The organism is Pseudomonas putida (assembly GCF_002025705.1).
Taxonomy (GTDB): domain Bacteria; phylum Pseudomonadota; class Gammaproteobacteria; order Pseudomonadales; family Pseudomonadaceae; genus Aquipseudomonas; species Aquipseudomonas putida_J.
In genome coordinates, this window is sequence record NZ_CP018846.1 from 4,544,679 (window position 1) to 4,567,316 (window position 22,638).

Consider the following 22,638-nt stretch of genomic DNA (forward strand, 5'->3'; position numbering starts at 1 on the left):
TTAGACGATTGACGAGACCTTGCGCCGATGAACCATGCCTTGACCCAGCTCCAGCCCTACCCGTTCGAGAAACTGCGCGCCCTGCTGGGCACCGTGAAGCCAGCGGCGGACAAACGTGCCATCGCCCTGTCGATCGGTGAGCCAAAGCACGAATCGCCGGCGTTCGTCGCCCAGGCCATGGCCGACAACCTCGACAAGCTGGCGGTGTACCCGAGCACCATCGGCCTGCCAGCCCTGCGCCAGGCTATCGGCCAGTGGTGCGAGCGCCGCTTCGGTGTGCCAGCTGGCTGGCTGGATGCCGACCGCCACATCCTGCCGGTCAATGGTACCCGTGAGGCGCTGTTTGCCTTCACCCAGGCCGTAGTCAACCGCGCCGATGACGGCCTGGTGGTCAGCCCCAACCCGTTCTACCAGATCTACGAAGGCGCAGCCCTGCTGGCCGGTGCCACCCCGCACTACCTGCCATGCCTGGAAGACAACGGCTTCAACCCGGACTTCGATGCCGTGCCAGCGGAAATCTGGAAGCGTTGCCAGATCCTGTTCCTGTGTTCGCCAGGCAACCCGACCGGTGCGCTGGTGCCGATGGACACCCTGAAGAAGCTGATTGCCCTGGCTGACGAGCACGACTTCGTGATCGCCGCCGACGAGTGCTACAGCGAGCTGTACTTCGACGAAGACGCACCACCACCGGGCCTGCTGAGCGCCTGCGCCGAACTGGGCCGCAGCGATTTCAAACGGTGCGTGGTGTTCCACAGCCTGTCCAAGCGCTCCAACCTGCCAGGCCTGCGTTCGGGCTTCGTCGCCGGTGATGCATCGATCATCAAGCCATTCCTGCTGTACCGCACCTATCACGGCTGCGCCATGCCGGTGCAAACCCAGCTGGCCAGCATCGCTGCCTGGCAGGACGAAGCACACGTGCGCGAAAACCGTGACCAGTACCGCGCCAAGTACGATGCCGTGCTGGATATCCTGCAGCCAGTGATGGACGTACAGCGGCCGGATGGCAGCTTCTACCTGTGGGCCAAGGTGCCAGGCTGCGATGCCGAATTCACCCGCGACCTGTTCGAGGCCCAGCATGTGACCGTGGTGCCAGGGTCGTACCTGTCGCGTGAAGTCGACGGCGTCAACCCGGGGGCCGGCCGGGTGCGCATGGCGCTGGTTGCACCGCTGGCCGAGTGCATCGAAGCCGCCGAGCGGATTCGCGCCTTCCTGCAGAGTCGCTGATTGAATCTGGGGGCGCTTTGCGCCCCTTTCGCGACACAAGGCCGCTCCTACAGATGATCGCAGTTTCCTGTAGGAGCGGCCCGAAAGGGCTGCAAAGCAGCCCCTGCGGTCTATCTGACCTGCCCCAGGTTGGCTTCACTCATATCCAGCTCACCTAATACCTGCCTGACCACCTCATCCCCGACCAGGTGCTGGCGATGCAGGTTATACAGCTCCAGCCGCTGCGCCCGCAGTGCACGCAAGCGCAAGCGCCGCTCCAGCAAGTCCATCTGTTCGGCCAGGGCCCGTGCCTCGGCCGTATCGTTGTAGCTGTCCAGCTCATCCCGATATTCGGCCATCAACCGCGCCTTGAGCTCCGTGGCCAAGGTGGCCTGGGCCGCATCCTGAGGCGCGCTGGCGTCGATCACTTCTTCAGCCTCAAGCGCGTGGATCGCCGCCTCGGCCGTACGTCGCCATGCTTCCTGCACTTCCTGATGCAGCCGTTCGTCCGGGCTCTTGGTGACCCCGCGCAGCAACAGCGGCAAGGCAATACAGGCACTGATCAACGACAGCAGGATCACCCCGGCCGCGATGAAAATCAGCAGGTCACGCTCGGGGAAGGCCTTGCCCGCACCCATCAGCAGCGGTATCGACATCACACCCGCCAGGGTCACCGCCCCACGCACGCCTCCCAGCGTCATCAGCCAGCAAGAGCGCGCGGTGGGCATCAGCACCAGCGCCGGCTTGCCGCGCCAGCGGCGCACCACGCCGATCGCACGCCAGATACTCTGCACCCAGACAAAGCGCAGCAGAATCAACGCAGCGAAAATCGCCAGCACATCCAGACAGCGCCAGGCCAGGGTCGGCCACACAGTGGCCTCATGGCTGACCACGGCCTTGATGATGTCTGGCAGCTGCAAGCCCAATAGCAGGAAGATCAGACCGTTGAAAGCGAACTCCAGCAGCGACCAGACACTGCGGTTGAGCAGACGGGTGCTGGTCTGGCGCGGCAACAGGTCCAGCCAGCTCTGCATCATGCCGGCGGCTACCGCCGAGAGAATGCCCGACACACCAAGACGCTCAGCCAGCACATAAGCGGCAAACGGCAACAGCAGCATGAAAACCACGTGGGTGGCCGGGTCATCCCAGCCACGGGCGATCATCCAGGCGCGCAAGCGGCCAATCAGCCAGCTCAGTGCAACGCCCACAGCCAAGCCGCCGAGGGCGACCAGGACGAAACTGAAGCTGGCATCGGCCAGCGAAAACGCCCCGGTAATGGCCGCAGCCAGTGCAAACTTGAACGTCACCAGGCCGGAGGCATCGTTCATCAGCGCCTCGCCTTGCAGCATGTGCATCAGCGGGGTCGGCAAGCGATCCTGGCTGATGGCCGATACCGCCACGGCGTCGGTGGGCGACAGCACGGCGGCCAGTGCGAAGGCCACCGGCAGCGGGATGCTCGGCAGCAGCCAGTGGATGAAGTAACCCGCGCCGACCACGGTGAACAGCACCAGCCCCACGGCCAGCGCCACCACGGGCCCACGGATGCGCCACAGCTCGCGCTTGGGAATGCGCCAGCCGTCGGCGAACAGCAGCGGCGGCAGGAACAGGAACAGGAACAATTCGGGGTCCAGGGCCACATGCAGGCCCAGGGTCGGCCAGGCCAGCAGTGCACCAGCGGCGATCTGCACCAATGGCAGCGGCAACGGGATCAAGCGCCCGACCAGTTTCGACAGGCTTACCAGCGTCAGCAGGATGAGGACGGTGTAGGCGGACTGCATCCGTGAAGGCTTCCTTTGTGAACCAAAAACTACAGCGGGGGGCGAGAGATCGCCATTGAAACAATATGTTAGCGAGGTATGGCGAAACGAGGCCGCTGCACGATAGTCGCAGGTGGTGGATGAATATGTAACACGATGATACTTGGAGGGGTTACCGGGTTTGAGCTTGTAGAAGCTGAAGGGGCATGCCTGGGAGATTGTTGACGTGCTGAGATCAAGCGCCGCCCGCGCGGCGCATCGCGGATGAATCCGCTCCTACATCTGTTGCAACGTGGCCATGCCTGTGAGGCCATGGTTGTCAGCCCTGCTCGTAGGGCTCAAGACATGCGCCAGGGCTGGCAACCATGGCGTGACAGGTTCGGCACGTTGCAACAGATGTAGGAGCGGATTCATCCGCGATGCGCCGCGCGGGCGGCGCACGGATTCACAGGCACCAAAAGTCGCAAGACATGCACACCCCGTGGCGCTCACCCAATCGTTCCCGCATAATCCCGCGACTGACATTCGGAAATGGAGAGATTGGGGCAGCCTGTGGCCTCAATGTACACAATGACCTATACGCTCTACGGCATCAAAGCCTGTGACACCATGAAAAAAGCGCGTACCTGGCTCGAAGAAAAAGCCATCGCCTACGAATTCCACGACTACAAGGCCCAAGGCATCGACCGCGACAGCCTCAACCGCTGGTGCGACGAACACGGCTGGGAAGTCATCCTCAACCGTGCCGGCACCACCTTCCGCAAGCTCGACGACGCCAGCAAGGCCGACCTCGACCAGGCCAAGGCCGTCGAACTGATGCACGCCCAGCCGTCGATGATCAAGCGCCCGGTGCTCGACCTGGGCGGTCGCACCCTGGTCGGCTTCAAGCCCGACCTGTACGCCGCCGCGCTGGCCTGAGCGCCCACCCTATTTCGCACGAGGTAATCACATGTCCAATACCCTGTTCAGCCTGGCCTTCGGTGTCGGCTCCCAGAACCGCCAGGGCACCTGGCTGGAAGTGTTCTATGCACAACCCCTGCTCAACCCGAGCGCCGAGCTGGTTGCCGCGGTAGCGCCGATCCTCGGCTACGAAGGTGGCAACCAGGCCATCGCCTTCAGCAACGCCCAGGCCGCCCAGCTGGCCGAAGCCTTGAAAGGCGTCGATGCCGCTCAGGCTGCCCTGCTGACCCGCCTGGCTGAAAGCCACAAGCCGCTGGTCGCCACCCTGCTGGCCGAAGACGCCGCGCTCGCCTCGACCCCAGAGGCCTACCTCAAGCTGCACCTGCTGTCGCACCGTTTGGTCAAGCCGCACGGCCTGAGCCTGGCCGGCATCTTCCCGCTGCTGCCGAACGTGGCCTGGACCAACCAGGGTGCCGTGGACCTCAGCGAACTGGCCGAACTGCAACTGGAAGCGCGCCTGAAGGGCGAACTGCTGGAAGTGTTCTCGGTGGACAAGTTCCCGAAGATGACCGACTACGTGGTCCCGGCCGGCGTGCGCATCGCCGACACCGCCCGTGTCCGCCTGGGTGCCTACATCGGCGAAGGCACCACCATCATGCACGAAGGCTTCGTCAACTTTAACGCTGGCACCGAAGGCCCGGGCATGATCGAAGGCCGCGTGTCCGCTGGCGTATTCGTCGGCAAGGGCTCGGACCTGGGTGGCGGCTGCTCCACCATGGGCACCCTGTCCGGTGGCGGCAACATCGTCATCAAGGTCGGCGAAGGCTGCCTGATCGGCGCCAACGCCGGTATCGGCATTCCGCTGGGCGACCGCAACACCGTCGAAGCCGGCCTGTACATCACCGCTGGCACCAAGGTGAACCTGCTGGACGAGAACAACGAGCTGGTAAAAGTGGTCAAGGCTCGTGACCTGGCCGGCCAGACCGACCTGCTGTTCCGCCGCAACTCGCTGAACGGCGCCGTGGAATGCAAGACCCACAAATCGGCCATCGAGCTGAACGAGGCGCTGCACGCCCACAACTGAGAACCTTCCAAGGTTTGAAGTGTTAAGATCGGGTCTGGCGTGCATGCGCCAGACCCGATTTTCATTCCAGGCCCCGCGAACATGTTCCAGCCCTCCCCCTGGCGCGCCGATTTCCCCGCTATCGCCGCCCTGCAACGGCAGCACCAGACCTACCTGGACAGCGCCGCCACCACCCAGAAGCCCCAGGCGTTGCTCGATGCCCTGAGCCATTACTACGGCCACGGCGCCGCCAACGTGCATCGCGCTCAGCACCTGCCCGGCGCACTCGCGACCCAGGCCTTCGAGACCAGCCGCGAAAAGGTGGCCGCCTGGCTCAATGCCGCAGACTCACGGCAGATCATCTTCACCCATGGCGCAACATCGGCGCTCAACCTGCTGGCCTATGGCCTGGAACACCGTTTCGAAGCGGGCGACGAAATTGCCATCAGCGCGCTGGAGCACCACGCCAACCTGTTGCCCTGGCAGCAACTGGCCCGGCGCCGCGACATGCGCCTGGTGATACTGCCGCTGGACGAACATGGCCGCATCGACCTGGAGCAGGCGCTGCAGCTGATCGGGCCGCGCACCCGCGTGCTCGCCGTCAGCCAGCTGTCCAACGTACTCGGCACCTGGCAGCCGCTGCCTGCACTGCTGGCCCATGCCCACGCACAAGGCGCACTGACCGTGGTCGATGGCGCCCAGGGCGTGGTCCATGGCCGCCATGATGTACAGGCGTTGGGCTGCGACTTCTACGTGTTCTCGAGCCACAAGTTGTATGGGCCGGAAGGCGTCGGGGTGCTGTACGGGCGCAGCCAGGCCCTGCAGCTGCTGCGCCACTGGCAGTTTGGCGGTGAAATGGTGCAAATGGCCGATTACCAGAGCGCCAGCTTCCGCCCCGCACCTTTGGGCTTCGAAGCTGGCACCCCGCCGATTGCGGGGGTGATCGGGCTGGGCGCAACGCTGGATTACCTGGCCAGCCTCGATAGCCATGCTGTCGAGGCCCACGAAGCCAGCCTGCATCAGCACCTGCTGCGTGGCCTGGCCGACCGCGAGGGTGTGCGCGTCCTCGGCACACCTCAGACGGCCCTGGCCAGCTTCGTCATCGACGGCGTACACAACGCCGACATCGCCCATATGCTGACCGAGCAAGGCATTGCCGTACGTGCCGGGCATCACTGCGCCATGCCGCTGCTGAAGGGACTGGGGCTGGAAGGGGCGATTCGGGTGTCGCTGGGGTTGTACAACGACAGTGACGACCTGCAACGATTCTTTGAGGCGCTTGATCAGGGCCTGGAGTTGTTGCGATGAGCTTGCCGGTTCAGGCCCAGGAGGCATTGGCCAGCTTCGAGCTGGCTCGCGGCTGGGAGCAGCGGGCGCGGCTGTTGATGCAATGGGGCGATCGGCTGGAACCACTGAGCGAGGCCGAGAAAGTCGAAGCTAATCGCGTGCATGGCTGCGAAAGCCTGGTGTGGCTGGTGGCTGAACAAGTCGAAGGCCAGTGGCGATTCAAGGCGGGCAGTGATGCGCGCTTGTTGCGGGGGTTGCTGGCACTCCTGCTGGCCCGGGTACAAGGGCTTGGCAGTGCGGAATTGGCCGGGCTGGCCCTGCGCGACTGGTTTACCCAGCTTGGTCTGGAGCGGCAATTGTCGCCATCGCGCAGCAATGGGCTGCATGCGGTATTGCTGCGGATGGCGGAGCTGGCCTCCAACCGCTAAATCCAAGACTTACACTGCTCCCTGTAGGAGCGGCCTTGTGTCGCGATGGGGCGCGCAGCGGCCCCACATTTTCAGCTACGCCGCGAAAATTGCCGGGGCCGCTGCGCGCCCCATCGCGACACAAGGCCGCTCCTACAAGGACCGAGTAGGCCTGAGAATGCTTACTCAGGTTTGACCCGCTCCGAAGGCCGTCGCGCCCCGGCCACCAGTTTCTCGATCGCCTTGCTCGCCGCCACCATGCCAAAGGTCGCAGTCACCATCATCACCGCACCAAAGCCCCCCGCGCAGTCCAGGCGCACGCCTTCGCCGACGAAACTCTTCTGCAGGCAGACACTGCCATCGCCCTTGGGATAGCGCAGCTGCTCGCTGGAAAACACGCACGGCACGCCATAATTGCGGCTGGTATTGCGCGAGAAGTTGTAGTCCCGGCGCAGGGTCGAGCGCACCCGCGAGGCCAGCGGGTCGTTGAAGGTCTTGTTGAGGTCACCGACCTGGATCTGTGTCGGGTCGATCTGCCCGCCCGCACCACCGGTGGTGACGATGGCGATCTTGCGGCGCCGGCACCAGGCAATCAGCGCGGCCTTGGCCATCACACTGTCGATGCAGTCGATCACCGCATCCATCTGCTCGGTGATGTACTCGGCCATGGTCTCACGGGTGACGAAATCCGCCACCGCGTGCACAGTGATCGCCGGATTGATCGCCCGCAGGCGCTCGGCCATGACCTCAACTTTGGGCCTTCCCACCTGGCCTTCCAGGGCATGGGCCTGGCGGTTGGTGTTGCTGACGCAAACATCGTCCAGGTCGAACAGGGTGATTTCACCCACACCACTGCGCGCCAGGGCTTCGGCCGCCCACGAGCCGACCCCGCCGATGCCGACGACCGCCACATGGGCGTTGCTCAGACGCTGCAGGCCCTCGTCGCCGTACAACCGGGCAACGCCGGCAAAGCGTGGATCTTCTGTGCTCATGTCGATACCCCTGGGCTCTGACGCAAAAAACGGCGCGCATTATAGGCCAGTGCCCACTTTGACCTCCATCGTTAGAAAAGACCCTGCCATTACTGCTTTAATATCCCACGACTCAGACAGAAGCGGACCACAATGTCATCACGCAAATTCGGCCTCAACCTGGTGGTGGTCCTGGCCATCGCCGCGCTGTTCACCGGGTTCTGGGCCCTGATCAATCGCCCGGTCTCCGCACCTGCCTGGCCGGAACAGATCTCCGGCTTCTCGTACTCGCCATTCCGCCTCGGGGAGAGCCCGCAAAAGGGCCAATACCCCAGCGATGACGAGATACGTCAGGACCTGGAGCAGATGAACAAGCTCACCGACAACATTCGTATCTACACCGTCGAGGGCACCCAAGCAGAGATCCCGCGGCTGGCTGAAGAATTCGGCCTGCGGGTGACCTTGGGCATCTGGATCAGCAAAGACCTGGAGCGCAACGAGCGCGAAATCGAAAAAGGCATCGAGCTGGCCAACCATTCACGCAGCGTGGTGCGGGTGGTGGTCGGCAACGAAGCGCTGTTCCGCGAAGAAGTCACGCCTGAAGAGCTGATCGCCTACCTCGATCGCGTCCGTGCCGCGGTCAAGGTGCCGGTCACCACCAGTGAGCAGTGGCATATCTGGAAGGAACACCCGGAACTGGCCAAGCACGTCGACCTGATCGCCGCGCACATCCTGCCTTACTGGGAGTTCGTGCCGATGAAAGACTCGGTGCAGTTCGTCCTCGACCGCGCCCGCGAACTGCGCCACCAGTTCTCGCACAAGCCGCTGCTGCTGTCGGAAGTCGGCTGGCCAAGCAACGGCCGCATGCGCGGCGGCGCTGACGCCACCCAGGCTGACCAGGCCATCTACCTGCGCACCCTGGTCAACACCCTCAACCGCCGTGGCTACAACTACTTTGTCATCGAGGCCTACGACCAGCCCTGGAAGGCCAACGACGAAGGCTCGGTGGGCGCCTATTGGGGCGTCTACAACGCCGAGCGCCAGCAGAAGTTCAACTTCGAGGGGCCGGTGGTGGCCATCCCGCAGTGGCGGGCCCTGGCGGTCGCCTCGGTGGTCCTGGCGATGATCGCCCTGGCCGTGCTGCTGATCGACGGCTCGGCCCTGCGCCAGCGCGGCCGCACCTTCCTCACTTTCATCACCTTCCTGTGCGGGTCGGTGCTGGTGTGGATTGCCTATGACTACAGCCAGCAATACAGCACCTGGTTCAGCCTCACGGTCGGCGTGCTGCTGGCGCTCGGCGCGCTGGGCGTGTTCATCGTGCTGATGACCGAAGCCCACGAACTGGCCGAAGCGGTGTGGACCCTCAAACGCCGACGCGAATTCCTGCCGGTGCAGGGCGACAGTGCCTACCGGCCCAAGGTGTCGGTGCATGTGCCGTGCTACAACGAGCCACCAGAGATGGTCAAACAGACCCTCGACGCCCTCGCTGCGCTGGATTACCCGGACTATGAAGTACTGGTGATCGACAACAACACCAAGGACCCTGCCGTGTGGGAGCCGCTCAAGGCCCACTGCGAAAAGCTCGGCGAGCGCTTCAGATTCTTCCACGTCGCGCCCCTGGCCGGCTTCAAGGGCGGCGCGCTGAACTACCTGATCCCGCACACCGCCAAGGACGCCGAAGTGATCGCGGTGATCGACTCGGACTACTGCGTCGACCGCAACTGGCTCAAGCACATGGTGCCGCACTTCGCCGACCCGAAGATTGCCGTGGTGCAGTCGCCACAGGACTACCGCGACCAGAACGAAAGTGCCTTCAAGAAGCTCTGCTACAGCGAGTACAAGGGCTTCTTCCACATCGGCATGGTCACCCGCAACGACCGTGATGCGATCATCCAGCACGGCACCATGACCATGACCCGGCGCAGCGTGCTGGAAGAGCTGGGCTGGGCCGAGTGGTGCATCTGCGAAGACGCCGAGCTGGGCCTGCGGGTGTTCGAGAAAGGCCTGTCGGCCGCCTATTCGCACAACAGCTATGGCAAGGGCCTGATGCCCGACACCTTCATCGACTTCAAGAAGCAGCGCTTCCGCTGGGCCTATGGCGCCATCCAGATCATCAAGCACCACGCCAGTGCCCTGCTGCGCGGCAAGAACAGCGAGCTGACCCGTGGCCAGCGCTATCACTTCCTGGCCGGCTGGCTGCCATGGATCGCCGATGGCATGAACATCTTCTTCACTGTCGGCGCCCTGTTGTGGTCGGCCGCGATGATCATCGTGCCGCACCGGGTCGACCCGCCGCTGATGATCTTCGCCATCCCGCCGCTGGCGCTGTTCTTCTTCAAGGTCGGCAAGATCATCTTCCTGTACCGCCGCGCGGTGGGGGTGAACCTCAAGGATGCCTTTGCCGCGGCACTGGCGGGGCTTGCGTTGTCGCATACCATCGCCAAGGCGGTGCTGTACGGGTTCTTCACCAGTAGCATGCCGTTCTTCCGCACACCGAAGAATGCCGACAGCCATGGTCTGCTGGTGGCGCTTTCCGAAGCGAGGGAAGAGCTGTTCATCATGTTGCTGTTGTGGGGCGCAGCGGCCGGGATCTGCCTGGTGCAGGGGCTGCCGAGTTCGGACATGCGTTTCTGGGTGGCGATGTTGCTGGTGCAGTCGCTGCCTTATGTGGCGGCGTTGGTGATGGCGTTTCTGTCGTCACTGCCCAAGCCCGCTGAAAAGGCTGCCGAAGCGCAACAGGCTTGAGAACGCCGGGGGCGCTTTGCGCCCCTTTCGCGACACAAGGTGAACTGGCCTAATGATTTTGGACACCTTCATCGGGCGCTATGATGGCGCCCAATTGGAGGCAAAATCAGTGCGCAAGTCTTATTCGAAAGAACACAAAATCCAAGCTGCCGAAATGGTCCTGGACGGTGGCCAGTCAGTTCCTGAGGTATGCGAAATCCTCGGGATTGGCCGTACAGCCCTTCGCCGTTGGGTTGAGCAGGTACGCCAGGAGAGAGAGGGTAAGGTTCCGACTGGAGCCAAAGCCATCACTCCGGAGCAGCAACGTATCGAAGAGCTGGAAGCATTGGTTCGTCAAAAGGATCGGGATATCGAAATCCTAAAAAAGGCCAGTGCTCTCCTGCTTCGGGACTCCAAAGATCGTTCTCGCTGATCAACGAGCTGAGTGAGCAATACGGTGTTGTCGACTGCTGTCGTGTGCTTGGGGTCAAACGCAGTAGTTTCTATGCATGGCGCAAACGCCAAGGGCGTGAGAATCCCGGCAGGGATGCTCTACGCTCGCGTGTAATCAATCACTTCATGGCGTCACGAAGCTCCGCGGGTTCACGCACGTTGATGCAAGAACTGCGGCGTGAAGGCCATGTGGTTGGGCGTTACAAAGTGCGTGCGCTTATGCGTGAAGCTGGCCTGAAATGCCGGCAGCGTAGGCCACACCGGTATCGGTCATCAGGCACGGAAGCACTGATTGCGGAAAACCAACTGAAGCGAAACTTCAAGGTTTCAACGATCAACGAGGTCTGGTGTGGCGATGTGACTTACATTCAGGTTGGCAGACGTTGGCTGTACTTGGCCGCAGTAATCGACTTGTACGCACGCCGAGTTGTGGGCTGGGCGTTTTCAATGACTGCTGATGCCAAGTTGGCCTGTGACGCGCTGCGCATGGCGTCTGAGTCCAGAGGCAAGCCTACGGGCGTGATGTTTCATTCAGATCAAGGTTGTCAGTACACCAGCCATAAATTCAGGGCTGTACTTGAAGAGTGCAGCTTGAAACAGAGCATGAGCCACCGTGGCCAATGCTGGGACAATGCGGCCATGGAGCGATTCTTCGGGGCATTGAAATCAGAATGGGTGCCAGCAGGAGGCTATGAATCCGAAGCTGAAGCTAAAGCCGACATCATGGCTTATTTGGTGCGCTACAACCTAAAGCGTCTCCACAGCTACAACGGCTACGAGACCCCGGTAGCTATGGAGGAAAAGCTCAGGGCAGCGGCATGAACCTTAACCGGTGTCCAAAATTACTTGACCAGATCAAGGCCGCTCCTACAGGGAAATCCGCAGCCCAACAGGCCTGTGCAATTGCTGTGGGAGCGGCCTTGTGTCGCGAAAGGGCCGCACAGCGGCCCCAATGGTAATGCTGTTTGATATAAGATAACGCCCCTCAGATTTCCCCGCCTTGCCTTGCCCCGGAGTTCCCCATGACGGCCCCAGCCGAGCTCTCGCCTACCCTTCAACTGGCCTGCGACCTGATCCGCCGCCCCTCGGTCACCCCCGTCGATGCCGACTGCCAGGCACAGATGATGAACCGCCTGGGCGCCGTGGGCTTCCAGCTGGAGCCGATGCGCATTGAAGACGTCGACAACTTCTGGGCCACCCACGGTACCCAGGACGGCCCGGTACTGTGCTTCGCTGGCCACACCGACGTGGTCCCCACTGGCCCGGTGCAACAATGGCAGCACGAACCATTCGAAGCGCTGATCGACGCCGACGGCATGCTCTGCGGCCGCGGCGCCGCCGACATGAAAGGCAGCCTGGCCTCGATGGTGATCGCCAGTGAACGCTTCGTGAAGGATTACCCGGGCCACCGCGGCAAGGTGGCTTTCCTCATCACCAGCGACGAGGAAGGCCCGGCCCACCACGGCACCAAGGCCGTGGTCGAGCGCCTGAAAGCGCGCAACGAGCGCCTGGACTGGTGCATCGTCGGCGAGCCATCGAGCACCACCCTGCTCGGTGATGTGGTAAAAAACGGCCGTCGCGGCTCGCTCGGCGCCAAGCTGACCGTGCGCGGCAAGCAAGGCCACGTAGCCTACCCGCACCTGGCGCGCAACCCGATCCACCTGGCCGCCCCGGCCCTGGCGGAACTGGCTGCCGAGCACTGGGACGAAGGTAACGCGTTCTTCCCGCCGACCAGCTTCCAGATCTCCAACCTCAATTCCGGCACCGGCGCCACCAACGTGGTCCCGGGCGAGCTGACCGCGCTGTTCAACTTCCGCTTCTCTACCGAGTCGACCGTCGAGGGCCTGCAGGCGCGGGTCTCGGCGATCCTCGACAAGCACGAGCTGGACTGGTCGGTCGACTGGGCGCTGTCGGGCCTGCCGTTCCTCACCGAGCCGGGCGAACTGCTCGACGCGGTGGCGGCCAGCATCAAGGGCGTCACCGGTCGCGACACCCAGCCGTCGACCAGCGGCGGCACCTCCGATGGCCGCTTCATTGCCACCATGGGCACTCAGGTGGTCGAACTCGGCCCGGTCAACGCCACCATCCACCAGGTCGACGAACGGATCCTGGCCAGCGACCTCGACCTGCTGACCGAAATCTACTACCAGACCCTGGTTCGGTTGCTCGCCTGATGCTCGCCTGCCCTCTCTGCCAGGCGGCCCTGTCGCGGCTCGACAATGGCGTGGTGTGCCCGGCTGGCCACCGCTTCGACCGTGCCCGTCAGGGGTACCTGAACCTGCTGCCGGTGCAGCACAAGAACAGCCGTGATCCGGGCGACAACCAGGCCATGGTCGAAGCCCGCCGCGATTTCCTCGATGCCGGCCACTACGCCCCGGTAGCCCAGCGCCTGGCCGAGCTTGCCGCCGAGCGCCAACCAGGCGCCTGGCTGGACATCGGTTGCGGCGAGGGTTACTACACCGCGCAGATCGCCCAGGCCCTGCCGGCCGCCGATGGCTATGCGCTGGACATCTCCCGCGAGGCGGTCAAGCGCGCCTGCCGCCGTGCGCCCGAGGTCACCTGGATGGTCGCCAGCATGGCCCGCGTGCCGCTGGCCGATGCCAGCTGCCAGTTCATAGCCAGCGTGTTCAGCCCACTGGACTGGGACGAGGCCAAGCGCCTGCTCAGCCCGGGCGGCGGCCTGATGCGCGTGGGCCCGACCAGCGGCCACCTGATGGAACTGCGCGAAGTGCTCTACGATGAAGTGCGCCCCTATGCCGACGACAAGCACTTGGCCCTGGTGCCGCAAGGCATGGCCCACGCTCACAGCGAAACCCTTGAGTTCCGCCTGAGCCTGGCCGAACCCAAGGCCCGTGCCGACCTGCTGGCGATGACCCCGCACGGCTGGCGCGCCAGCGCCGAGAAGCGCGCCCGGGTAATCGACCAGCCCGAGCCGTTCGCGGTCACGGTTTCCATGCGTTATGACTATTTCGTGCGCCAGCACTGAGCACACCCGGAGCCCTTATGCGCCAACCCGATATCGAGATTTACCTGAAGGACGCCGACGTCGATCACAAGCAGATTGCCGAATGGCTCAGCCAGGCGATCGGCCCGTGCAGCGAATGGAAGCAGAAAGGACAGACCTTCAAATGCCAGGCCGGTAACATCCCGGTCACCTGGTTACCCAAAGCTGTAGGGAAATGGAACAGCCTGTACCTGGAAAGCGACCAGACCCCATGGCCCGATGATGTCGCCTGCGCCCGCGCGGCGTTCGCCGCACTTAACGTCGAAGTGCGTTGTGCGCCGGGTGGCTGGGTCGAGGAAGACGGTGAAGAAGATGCCGATCGCTGGGTCCGCATCAGTGCCGACGGTGAAGAGGAAATCACCTGGCGTACTAGCTGAAACCGGTTGCTTCAGGCTGCAAGTTACACGGTCAACTTGCAGCTTGAGGCTTACCACTTGAGGCTCAGAGCCCGACTACGTCCTCGGCTTGCAGGCCTTTCTGGCCCTGCACGCAGGCGTATTCCACCCGCTGCCCTTCGACCAGGGTACGATGCCCCTCACCGCGGATCGCCCGATAGTGGACGAACACATCCGCCCCACCTTCGCGCTGAATGAAGCCATAACCTTTGGCATCGTTGAACCACTTAACATTCCCAGTCTCACGAGACGACATCTGAACTACTCCGGATTTTTATTGTGAAGATCGCCTTGTAGACACAGGGTGTCCTCCCTATGTCGACGCCGCTTGCCGAAATATCCTGCAAGTGGCAGGCCGAGTATATGACACAGAACAAAAAAATTTCATGACCGTCGCGCTATTTACCGAATTTTGCTGAACTTGCGCCGATACGGCAGACTAAATGGCTGTCTATTCTCAGAAATTCATTCCCAGGGCACTCACCCCATGACCCGTTCCCCCCTGCGCCGCCTGATCTTCGGCGCCCTGCGTCGCCTGATGTACCTGTGGGTGCGCTCCGAGACCATCAACCAATCGTCCCTGACGCTCCAGCTCGACCGCAGCCGCCCGGTGTTCTACGCCCTGCCCTCGCCGTCGCTCACCGACCTGGCGGTGCTCGACCATGAATGCACCAAGGCGGGGCTTCCACGCCCGGTCTTGCCGGTTGCGGTCGGCCCGCTGCATGAACCTGCTGCGTTCTTCTACCTGACGCCGGACCCGGACTGGCTCGGTCGCCAGGACAAACGCGGCGCCCCGCCGACCCTGGAACGCCTGGTCGCCGCCATCAGCCAGCACGCCGAGGAAGACGCGCAGATCATTCCGGTCAGTGTGTTCTGGGGGCAGACCCCGGCCAGTGAAAACAGCCCATGGAAACTGCTGTTTGCCGACAGCTGGGCCGTGACCGGGCGCCTGCGCCGGCTGCTGACCGTGCTGATTCTGGGGCGCAAGACCCGCGTACAGTTCTCTGCACCGATCCACCTGCGCGAACTGGTGCAGCACAACAAGGGCCACGAGCGCACCGTGCGCATGGCCCAGCGCCTGATGCGCGTGCACTTTCGCAACCTCAAGAGCGCAGTGATCGGCCCGGACATCTCGCACCGGCGCAACCTGGTCAAGGGCCTGGTGCATGCGCCACTGGTCCGCCAGGCCATCGCCGACGAAGCCCTGCGCGAGAACATGCCGATGGCCAAGGCCGAAGCCCAGGCGCTGCGCTATGGCAACGAAATCGCCTCGGACTACACCTACACCGCGATCCGCTTCCTCGAAGTGGTACTGAGCTGGTTCTGGAACAAGATCTACGACGGCATCAAGGTCAACCACATCGAGCAGGTGCAGGGCATTGCACCGGGCCACGAAGTGATCTATGTGCCCTGCCACCGCAGCCACATCGACTACCTGCTGCTGTCCTACCTGCTGTTCCGCAACGGCCTGACGCCACCGCACATCGCCGCCGGCATCAACCTCAACATGCCGGTGATTGGCGGCCTGCTGCGCCGTGGCGGTGCCTTCTTCATGCGCCGCACGTTCAAGGGCAATCCGCTGTACACCGCAGTGTTCAATGAATACCTGCACACCTTGTTCACCAAGGGCTTCCCGGTCGAATACTTCGTCGAAGGCGGGCGCTCGCGCACCGGGCGCATGCTGCAGCCGCGTACCGGGATGCTGGCGATCACCCTGCGCAGCTTCCTGCGCTCGTCGCGCACACCGATCGTGTTCGTGCCGGTGTACATCGGCTACGAGCGGGTGCTGGAAGGGCGAACCTACCTGGGCGAACTGCGCGGGGCGAGCAAGAAGAAGGAGTCGATCTTCGACATCTTCAAGGTCATCGGTGCTTTGAAGCAGCGCTTCGGCCAGGTGTACGTCAACTTCGGCGAGCCCATCCGCCTGGCCGGCTTCCTCGACGCGCAGCAACCCGGCTGGCGCGAGCAGGAACTGGGCCCGCAGTTCCGCCCGGCCTGGTTGAACGAAGCCACCACCCGCCTGGGCGAAACCGTGGCCCGTCACCTCAACGAGGCAGCAGCGGTCAACCCGGTCAACCTGGTGGCCCTGGCACTGCTGTCCACCAGCCGCCTGGCGCTGGACGAGCGCGCCCTGACCCGCGTGCTCGACCTGTACCTGGCCTTGCTGCGCCGGGTGCCGTACTCCGAGCACACCACCTTGCCCGAAGGTGACGGCCAGGCACTGATCGAGCATGTCCGCGGCATGGACCTGCTGGCCGAGCAGAAGGACGCCCTGGGCCGCATCCTCTATCTGGATGAAGCCAACGCGGTACTGATGACCTATTACCGCAACAACGTGCTGCACATCTTCGCCCTGCCCGCCCTGCTGGCGAGTTTCTTCCACAGCAGCTCGCGGATGAGCCGCGAACTGCTCGGCCAGTATGTCCACGCACTTTATCCGTACCTGCAGGCCGAACTGTTCCTGCGCTGGGCACCGGAGCAACTGGACGAGGTCATCGACCAGTGGCTTGCGGCACTGGTCGAACAGGGCCTGCTGCGCCAGGAGAACGACGTGTACTTGCGCCCGGCGCCGAGCTCACGGCAGTTCGTCCTGCTGACCCTGCTTGCGCGCACCATCACCCAGACCTTGCAGCGCTTCTACATGGCCACTTCGCTGCTGCTCAACAGCGGGCAAAACAGCCTCAGCGCCGAAGAGCTGGAAGACCTGTGCGTGATGATGGCCCAGCGCCTGTCAATCCTGCATGGCCTGAATGCCCCGGAGTTCTTCGACAAGACGCTGTTCCGCCACTTCATTCAGACCCTGATCGAACAAGGCGTGCTGCGCCCGGACGGCAACGGCAAGCTGGGTTACCACGACAAGCTTGGCGAGTTGGCCGAAGGTGTGGCCAAGCGGGTGCTTTCTGCCGAGCTACGCCTGTCGATCCGCCAGGTTGCGCTGCACCGTGAGGACTCGCTGGCCACCGCTGCCATCTGAACCCCCATCTGCCTGGAAAATCCGCTAAAGTCCCTGGGGTTGGCCACAAGCCAACTCCAAGGACACACCGGAGATTCCATGAAAAAGCTCTTTATGCTGTGTTGCGCATCCCTGCTCGCAGCCTGTTCCAGCCACACCCCGTCCAACCAGGCCAGCCTGGATGGCGAAGTCTTTTACCTGCAGCGCATCGCCCTTCCACCTGCCGCCACCTTGAGCGTCGAGTTGCAGGACGTGTCGCTGATGGACGCCCCCGCCGTAACCCTGGCCCGCCAGGCCGGCCCGGTCAAAGGCAACGTGCCACTGCCGTTCCACCTCACCTACGACCCGGCCCAGGTCAAGCCCGGCCACCGCTACGCGGTCAGCGCGCGGATCGAACTGGGCGGCAAACTGCTGTTCATCAACACCGAACACCACGGCGTCGCCCTCGACGGCAGCGACCAGCAGCCGGTACGGGTCAAAGTCGACCCGGTGCGCTGAGCACGCCCCACTTCATCGATAAGGAAATACCCATGATTCGCGCCTCCCTGCGCTTCACTACCCTGTGCGCCGGCCTGCTGCTGTCGGCCAGTGCCCTGGCCCTGTCGCTCGGCGACCTGAGCCAGTCCGACGCCACCGGTGGCCTGAAGGACGCCCTCACCCAGGGCGCGCAGATTGCCGTCAAGCAGTTGAGCACGCCAGGTGGCTTCAGCAACAACCCCGATGTGCGCATCGAGCTGCCGGGTAACCTCGGCAAAGCCGCCAAGGCCATGAAGATGTTTGGCAAGGGTGATCAGGTCGAAGCTCTGGAAACCAGCATGAACAAGGCTGCCGAGGCCGCCGTGCCGCAGGCCCAGGCGATTCTGGTAGATGCCGTGAAGAAGATGACCGTGACCGACGCCAAGGGCATCCTCAGCGGCGGCCAGGATTCGGCTACCCAGTACCTGAACAAGAGCAGCCGCGAGCAGATCCGCGCCAAGTTCCTGCCGATCGTCAAGCAGGCCACCGACAAGGTCGGTGTCGCCCAGCAGTACAACGCCTTTGCCGGCCAGGCCAAAGGCCTGGGGCTGATCAAGGATGACGCGAACATCGAGAACTACGTGACCGAGAAAGCGCTGGACGGCCTGTTCGAGATGATTGCCAAGCAGGAAGAGAGTATTCGCCAGAACCCGGCACAGGCAGCAACCAGCCTGGCCAAGAAGGTGTTCGGCGCCCTTTGAGGCCCCTGGGGCTGCTACGCAGCCCTTTCGCGACACAAGGCCGCTCCTACAGGCGATCGCGTTTCCCTGTAGGAGCGGCCTTGTGTCGCGAAAGGAGGGCAAAGCCCTCCGCCGCGATCTTCAGCCTTTCTTGACCCTGAACCATGCCGCATACAAAGCCGGCAAGAACAACAGTGTCAACGCCGTGGCCACGATCAAACCACCCATGATCGCCACCGCCATCGGCCCATAAAACACACTTCTGGACAACGGAATCATTGCCAGCACCGCCGCCAACGCGGTCAGCACGATCGGCCGGAAGCGCCGCACCGTGGCCTCGATGATCGCCTGCCAGCGGTCCAGCCCCGAGGCGATATCCTGCTCGATCTGGTCCACCAGGATCACCGAGTTGCGCATGATCATCCCCGCCAGGGCAATGGTGCCGAGCATGGCAACGAAGCCGAACGGCTGGCGGAACACCAGCAGGAACAGGGTCACGCCAATCAGCCCCAACGGCGCGGTGAGGAACACCATCACCGTGCGCGAGAAGCTACGCAGCTGGATCATCAGCAGGCTCAGCACCACCACGATGAACAGCGGCATGCCGGCATTCACCGACTTCTGCCCGCGCTCCGAGTCTTCCACCGTGCCGCCCACTTCCAGCAGGTAGCCATCCGGCAGCTTGGCCTTGATTTCCTGCAAGGTCGGCAGGATCTGCTTCACCAGGGTGGCCGGCTGCTCCTTGTCATAAATGTCGGCACGCACGGTCACCGTCGGCAGGCGGTTGCGGTGCCAGATGATGCCTTCCTCGAAGCCATATTCCAGCGTTGCCACCTGCGACAGCGCCACGCTCTGGCCATTGTTGGTAGGCAACGCCAGGCTGCCGAGGTTGCCCAGTTCGCCACGCTCCTGCGGGGTGCCACGCAGGAGGATCTCGATCAGTTCGTTGTCCTCGCGGTACTGGCTGACCGTGGTGCCGGTCAGCGAGCTCTGCAAGAAGCTCGACAGCTGTGCGGTACTCACGCCCAGGGCGCGGGCGCGGTCCTGATCGATCTCGAGGAATACCGCCTTGCTCGGCTCTTCCCAATCCAGGTGCACGTTGACCACATGCGGGTTCTCACGCACCTTGTCCGCCACTTCGCGGGCCAGGGCACGGGCCTTCTCGATATGCTCGCCGGTAACCCGGAACTGCACCGGGTAGCCCACGGGCGGGCCGTTCTCCAGGCGTGTGACACGAGCGCGCAGGTCGGGGAACTGCTGGTCGACGGTGTCGATCAGCCAGCTGCGCAGGCGCTCGCGGTCTTCCATCGACTTGGCCAGTACCACGAACTGGGCAAAGCTGGCCGCCGGCAGTTGCTGGTCCAGCGGCAGGTAGAAGCGAGGTGAACCAGTGCCCACGTAGGCCACGTAGTTGTCGATGCCGTCCTGCTGCTTGAGCAATGCTTCGAGCTGTTTGACCCGCTCGGCGGTATTGGCCAGCGAGGCGCCTTCGGCGAGCTTCAGGTCGACCATCAGCTCCGGGCGCCCGGAAGCAGGGAAAAACTGCTGGGGCACGAAGCGGAACAGCAGGATGCTGCCAACAAAGGCGGCAATGGTCAGCAGGATCACCGTCTTGCGCCGCCGCACGCACCACTCCACCACACGCCGCACGCGCTGGTAGAACGGCGTGCCGTACGGGTCGGGGGCATGCCCGTCCTTGCCATGGCGGGCGGCATGCAGCTTGGCCAGGTCCGGCAGCAGCCGTTCACCCAGGTAAGGCACGAAGACCACGGCCGCGACCCACGAGGTCAGCAACGCGATGGTCACCACCTGGAAGATCGAGCGGGTGTACTCGCCGGTGCTTGATGCCGCCGTGGCGATCGGCAGGAAGCCCGCCGCCGTGATCAGCGTGCCGGTAAGCATCGGGAAGGCGGTGCTGGTCCAGGCGTAGCTCGCCGCTTTGAGGCGGTCGAAGCCCTGCTCCATCTTGATCGCCATCATCTCCACGGCAATGATCGCGTCATCCACCAGCAGCCCCAATGCCAGCACCAGCGCGCCCAGCGAGATCTTGTGCAGGCCGATGCCGAAGTAGTGCATGGCGGCGAACGTCATGGCCAGTACCAGGGGGATGGCCAGGGCCACCACCAGGCCAGTGCGCAGGCCGAGGGAGAAGAAACTCACCAGCAGCACGATCACCAGCGCCTCGACCAGCACCTGGACGAACTCGCCGACACCGGCCTTGACCGCTGCAGGCTGGTCCGACACCTTGCGCAGCTCCATGCCAGCCGGCAGGTTGCGCGCCAGGCGCTCGAACTCACCCTCCAACGCCTTGCCCAGCACCAGAATGTCGCCGCCATCCTTCATCGACACTGCAAGGCCAATGGCGTCCTCGCCCATGAAGCGCATGCGTGGCGCAGGCGGGTCGTTGAAGCCACGGTGCACGTCGGCCACATCGCCGATGCGGAAGGTGCGATCGCCCACCCGGATGGGGAACTGGCGGATCTCATCAACGCTGTCGAAGCGCCCGCTCACACGCAGTTGCAAGCGCTCACTGGGAGTCTCGAAGAAACCGGCGGTGCTTACCGCATTCTGCTCGCGCAGCGCCTGCTGCACCGCCTCCAGTGGCACACCCAGGGTGGCCAGCTTGAGGTTGGACAGCTCGATCCAGATCTTCTCGTCTTGCAGGCCTATCAGCTCGACCTTGCCCACGTCCTTGACCCGCTGCAGCTGGATCTGGATACGATCGGCATAGTCCTTGAGCACCGCGTAATCGAAACCGGCGCCGGTCAGCGCATAGATATTGCCGAAGGTGGTGCCGAATTCGTCGTTGAAGAACGGCCCCTGAATCTCTGGTGGCAAAGTGTGGCGAACATCCGCGACCTTCTTGCGGATCTGGTACCACAGCTCGGGGATGTCTTTGGAGTGCAGCGAATCGCGGGCCATGAAGGTCACCTGCGACTCACCCGGGCGCGAGAACGAGACGATCTTCTCGTACTCGCCGGTCTCCATCAGCTTCTTCTCGATGCGTTCGGTGACCTGGCGCGAGACTTCCTCGGCCGTGGCGCCGGGCCACAGGGTACGGATGACCATGGCTTTGAAGGTGAATGGCGGATCTTCGCTCTGCCCCAGCTTGGTGTAGGACATCGCGCCAATGGCAGCCAGCAGAATCATCAGGAACAGGACGATCTGGCGATTGCGCAGCGCCCAGGCGGAAAGGTTGAAACCCATCGGGACTTACTCCTTGACCGTCAGGTTCACCACACGGTTGGTGCGGTCCACCGGCCGCACCTCTTGCCCCTCGCGCAGCACATGGCCGCCGGCGGCGACCACCCAGTCGCCTGGGGCAAGGCCTTCGAGCACCGGCACGGTTTCACTGCCATAAGGGCCAAGGCGCACCATGGCCCGCTCCAGGCGGCTGTCCTTGTTGACGCGCCAGACATAGGCCTGGCCGTTTTCGGCGGTGACTGCCGACAACGGCACTGCCAGTGGAATCACCCCGTCATGGGCAATGAACACGCGCGCACTCTGGCCCAGTTCGGCTGGCACCTTGGCCGAGCTGAAGGCAATCCGTGCGGCGAAGGTGCGTGAACGCGGGTCGGCCGCAGGTGACAGCTCGCGAATACGCCCCGGGAAGCGCTGGTTGGGGTGCGACCACAATTCGATGCTGACATCCTGGCCCACGACAAAGCGGGCGAACTGCTGTTCCGGCAGACCAATGGCCACTTCACGCTCACCATCGGCGGCGAGTGTGAACACGGTTTGCCCGGCTGCAACCACCTGGCCGACTTCAACCTGACGCTTGGCGATCAGGCCTGCCTGCGGCGCACGCAACACCGCGTAATCAGCCTGGTTGCCGGCCACGTCGTATTCAGCTTTGGCCTGCTTCAGGCGGGCCAGGCCAGCGCGGTAGAGGTTTTCTGCGTTGTCATACTGGGAATGGCTGACCATCTGCCGATCCAGCAGCTTCTGGTAGCGGTCGCGTTCGGTGCGCACCAGCGACAGGTTGGCTTCGGCTGCCGTCAGCTGGGCGCGGTTGGCCTCCAGTTGCAGGCGCACGTCCTGTGGGTCGAGCTCGGCCAGCGGCTGCTCGGCCCTGACTCGCTGCCCCTCCTCCACCAGGCGCTTGCTGACCTTGCCGCCAATGCGGAAGGCCAGCTCCGGCTCGAAGCGCGCGCGCACTTCGCCGGGGTAACTGTCGGCAGCGGCTTCGGCCGGCTGCGGCTGGACCACCAGGGCCGGGCGCGGCGCGGCAGGCGCGGCGGCTTCCTGGCCGCAGGCTGCCAGCAACAGCGCGGCAGTAGCGGGCAGGGCGAGGGACAAGGCATGGCGCAACATGATGAATCCTT

General features: G+C 63.6%; 19 protein-coding genes. 14 read left to right on the forward strand and 5 right to left on the reverse strand.

Annotated elements, in window-relative coordinates; translation table 11 throughout:
- The first annotated feature begins 27 nt into the window (after nt 1-27).
- Complete coding sequence (dapC, locus tag BUQ73_RS20630; protein ID WP_079229463.1) at nt 28-1,224, forward strand: succinyldiaminopimelate transaminase; 1,197 nt, start codon at nt 28-30, stop codon at nt 1,222-1,224.
- Between the two features lie 110 nt (nt 1,225-1,334).
- Here the strand turns inward: dapC and BUQ73_RS20635 are convergent, their stop codons facing one another.
- Entirely contained in the window at nt 1,335-2,981 is a 1,647-nt protein-coding gene (locus BUQ73_RS20635) for a Na+/H+ antiporter (protein ID WP_079229464.1), read from the reverse strand.
- A gap of 549 nt (nt 2,982-3,530) precedes the next feature.
- On the opposite strand from BUQ73_RS20635, the gene BUQ73_RS20640 reads away from it, so the two are divergent.
- From BUQ73_RS20640 to BUQ73_RS20655, 4 genes are all read left to right on the forward strand, one after another.
- Entirely contained in the window at nt 3,531-3,878 is a 348-nt protein-coding gene (locus BUQ73_RS20640; protein WP_192858670.1) for an ArsC family reductase, read from the forward strand.
- A gap of 31 nt (nt 3,879-3,909) precedes the next feature.
- Nucleotides 3,910-4,944, forward strand: coding sequence for a 2,3,4,5-tetrahydropyridine-2,6-dicarboxylate N-succinyltransferase (gene dapD, locus BUQ73_RS20645; protein WP_027920042.1), 1,035 nt, complete (start codon nt 3,910-3,912; stop codon nt 4,942-4,944).
- Nucleotides 4,945-5,025: 81 nt separating this feature from the next.
- Nucleotides 5,026-6,231, forward strand: coding sequence for a cysteine desulfurase (locus BUQ73_RS20650; RefSeq protein ID WP_079229466.1), 1,206 nt, complete (start codon nt 5,026-5,028; stop codon nt 6,229-6,231).
- Nucleotides 6,228-6,638: a SufE family protein gene (locus tag BUQ73_RS20655; protein WP_079229467.1), complete on the forward strand. Its 411-nt coding sequence runs from the start codon at nt 6,228-6,230 to the stop codon at nt 6,636-6,638. The genes BUQ73_RS20650 and BUQ73_RS20655 overlap by 4 nt, the downstream gene beginning before the upstream one ends.
- Nucleotides 6,639-6,799: 161 nt before the next feature.
- Here the strand turns inward: BUQ73_RS20655 and tcdA are convergent, their stop codons facing one another.
- Nucleotides 6,800-7,609, reverse strand: a complete 810-nt coding sequence (gene tcdA, locus BUQ73_RS20660; protein WP_060512629.1) for a tRNA cyclic N6-threonylcarbamoyladenosine(37) synthase TcdA — start codon at nt 7,607-7,609, stop codon at nt 6,800-6,802.
- Between the two features lie 132 nt (nt 7,610-7,741).
- Here tcdA and BUQ73_RS20665 point away from each other — a divergent pair, with 132 nt between their 5' ends.
- From BUQ73_RS20665 to BUQ73_RS20685, 6 genes are all read left to right on the forward strand, one after another.
- Entirely contained in the window at nt 7,742-10,333 is a 2,592-nt protein-coding gene (locus tag BUQ73_RS20665; RefSeq protein ID WP_079229468.1) for a glycosyltransferase, read from the forward strand.
- Nucleotides 10,334-10,385: 52 nt separating this feature from the next.
- Nucleotides 10,386-10,745, forward strand: coding sequence for a transposase (locus tag BUQ73_RS28765; RefSeq protein ID WP_237772709.1), 360 nt, complete (start codon nt 10,386-10,388; stop codon nt 10,743-10,745).
- 8 nt (nt 10,746-10,753) lie between these two features.
- Nucleotides 10,754-11,587, forward strand: a complete 834-nt coding sequence (locus tag BUQ73_RS20670) for an IS3 family transposase (RefSeq protein WP_237772777.1) — start codon at nt 10,754-10,756, stop codon at nt 11,585-11,587.
- Between the two features lie 200 nt (nt 11,588-11,787).
- On the forward strand, nt 11,788-12,939 hold the full coding sequence (gene dapE / locus BUQ73_RS20675) for a succinyl-diaminopimelate desuccinylase (RefSeq protein WP_060484497.1): 1,152 nt from the start codon (nt 11,788-11,790) through the stop codon (nt 12,937-12,939).
- Nucleotides 12,939-13,751, forward strand: a complete 813-nt coding sequence (locus BUQ73_RS20680) for a putative RNA methyltransferase (protein ID WP_027920048.1) — start codon at nt 12,939-12,941, stop codon at nt 13,749-13,751. The genes dapE and BUQ73_RS20680 overlap by 1 nt, the downstream gene beginning before the upstream one ends.
- Nucleotides 13,752-13,768: 17 nt before the next feature.
- Nucleotides 13,769-14,146, forward strand: a complete 378-nt coding sequence (locus tag BUQ73_RS20685; protein WP_027920049.1) for a hypothetical protein — start codon at nt 13,769-13,771, stop codon at nt 14,144-14,146.
- A gap of 64 nt (nt 14,147-14,210) precedes the next feature.
- On the opposite strand, the gene BUQ73_RS20690 is transcribed toward BUQ73_RS20685, so the two are convergent.
- Nucleotides 14,211-14,420 carry a cold-shock protein gene (locus BUQ73_RS20690; RefSeq protein WP_003252255.1) on the reverse strand — a complete coding sequence of 70 codons (210 nt, stop codon included), beginning with the start codon at nt 14,418-14,420 and terminating at the stop codon, nt 14,211-14,213.
- 231 nt (nt 14,421-14,651) lie between these two features.
- On the opposite strand from BUQ73_RS20690, the gene plsB reads away from it, so the two are divergent.
- The 3 genes from plsB (at nt 14,652) to BUQ73_RS20705 (ending at nt 18,334) form a co-directional block, all read left to right on the forward strand.
- Entirely contained in the window at nt 14,652-17,138 is a 2,487-nt protein-coding gene (gene plsB, locus BUQ73_RS20695) for a glycerol-3-phosphate 1-O-acyltransferase PlsB (protein ID WP_079229469.1), read from the forward strand.
- Between the two features lie 78 nt (nt 17,139-17,216).
- On the forward strand, nt 17,217-17,615 hold the full coding sequence (locus tag BUQ73_RS20700; protein WP_079229470.1) for a YbaY family lipoprotein: 399 nt from the start codon (nt 17,217-17,219) through the stop codon (nt 17,613-17,615).
- 32 nt (nt 17,616-17,647) lie between these two features.
- Nucleotides 17,648-18,334: a DUF4197 domain-containing protein gene (locus BUQ73_RS20705; protein ID WP_027920052.1), complete on the forward strand. Its 687-nt coding sequence runs from the start codon at nt 17,648-17,650 to the stop codon at nt 18,332-18,334.
- A 120-nt stretch (nt 18,335-18,454) separates the two neighbouring features.
- On the opposite strand, the gene BUQ73_RS20710 is transcribed toward BUQ73_RS20705, so the two are convergent.
- A complete protein-coding gene (locus BUQ73_RS20710; RefSeq protein WP_079229471.1) occupies nt 18,455-21,520 on the reverse strand; it encodes an efflux RND transporter permease subunit in 3,066 nt (1,021 codons plus the stop codon).
- Between the two features lie 6 nt (nt 21,521-21,526).
- Nucleotides 21,527-22,627, reverse strand: a complete 1,101-nt coding sequence (locus BUQ73_RS20715) for an efflux RND transporter periplasmic adaptor subunit (protein WP_079229472.1) — start codon at nt 22,625-22,627, stop codon at nt 21,527-21,529.
- Nucleotides 22,628-22,638 lie beyond the last annotated feature (11 nt).

What these genes read in the sequence shown, in the direction of transcription:
- dapC (WP_079229463.1), top strand. Translation starts at nt 28, where the DNA reads ATGAACCATGCCTTGACCCAGCTCCAGCCCTACCCGTTCGAGAAACTG.
- BUQ73_RS20635 (WP_079229464.1), bottom strand. Translation starts at nt 2,981, where the DNA reads ATGCAGTCCGCCTACACCGTCCTCATCCTGCTGACGCTGGTAAGCCTG.
- BUQ73_RS20640 (WP_192858670.1), top strand. Translation starts at nt 3,531, where the DNA reads ATGACCTATACGCTCTACGGCATCAAAGCCTGTGACACCATGAAAAAA.
- dapD (WP_027920042.1), top strand. Translation starts at nt 3,910, where the DNA reads ATGTCCAATACCCTGTTCAGCCTGGCCTTCGGTGTCGGCTCCCAGAAC.
- BUQ73_RS20650 (WP_079229466.1), top strand. Translation starts at nt 5,026, where the DNA reads ATGTTCCAGCCCTCCCCCTGGCGCGCCGATTTCCCCGCTATCGCCGCC.
- BUQ73_RS20655 (WP_079229467.1), top strand. Translation starts at nt 6,228, where the DNA reads ATGAGCTTGCCGGTTCAGGCCCAGGAGGCATTGGCCAGCTTCGAGCTG.
- tcdA (WP_060512629.1), bottom strand. Translation starts at nt 7,609, where the DNA reads ATGAGCACAGAAGATCCACGCTTTGCCGGCGTTGCCCGGTTGTACGGC.
- BUQ73_RS20665 (WP_079229468.1), top strand. Translation starts at nt 7,742, where the DNA reads ATGTCATCACGCAAATTCGGCCTCAACCTGGTGGTGGTCCTGGCCATC.
- BUQ73_RS28765 (WP_237772709.1), top strand. Translation starts at nt 10,386, where the DNA reads ATGATTTTGGACACCTTCATCGGGCGCTATGATGGCGCCCAATTGGAG.
- dapE (WP_060484497.1), top strand. Translation starts at nt 11,788, where the DNA reads ATGACGGCCCCAGCCGAGCTCTCGCCTACCCTTCAACTGGCCTGCGAC.
- BUQ73_RS20680 (WP_027920048.1), top strand. Translation starts at nt 12,939, where the DNA reads ATGCTCGCCTGCCCTCTCTGCCAGGCGGCCCTGTCGCGGCTCGACAAT.
- BUQ73_RS20685 (WP_027920049.1), top strand. Translation starts at nt 13,769, where the DNA reads ATGCGCCAACCCGATATCGAGATTTACCTGAAGGACGCCGACGTCGAT.
- BUQ73_RS20690 (WP_003252255.1), bottom strand. Translation starts at nt 14,420, where the DNA reads ATGTCGTCTCGTGAGACTGGGAATGTTAAGTGGTTCAACGATGCCAAA.
- plsB (WP_079229469.1), top strand. Translation starts at nt 14,652, where the DNA reads ATGACCCGTTCCCCCCTGCGCCGCCTGATCTTCGGCGCCCTGCGTCGC.
- BUQ73_RS20700 (WP_079229470.1), top strand. Translation starts at nt 17,217, where the DNA reads ATGAAAAAGCTCTTTATGCTGTGTTGCGCATCCCTGCTCGCAGCCTGT.
- BUQ73_RS20705 (WP_027920052.1), top strand. Translation starts at nt 17,648, where the DNA reads ATGATTCGCGCCTCCCTGCGCTTCACTACCCTGTGCGCCGGCCTGCTG.
- BUQ73_RS20710 (WP_079229471.1), bottom strand. Translation starts at nt 21,520, where the DNA reads ATGGGTTTCAACCTTTCCGCCTGGGCGCTGCGCAATCGCCAGATCGTC.
- BUQ73_RS20715 (WP_079229472.1), bottom strand. Translation starts at nt 22,627, where the DNA reads ATGTTGCGCCATGCCTTGTCCCTCGCCCTGCCCGCTACTGCCGCGCTG.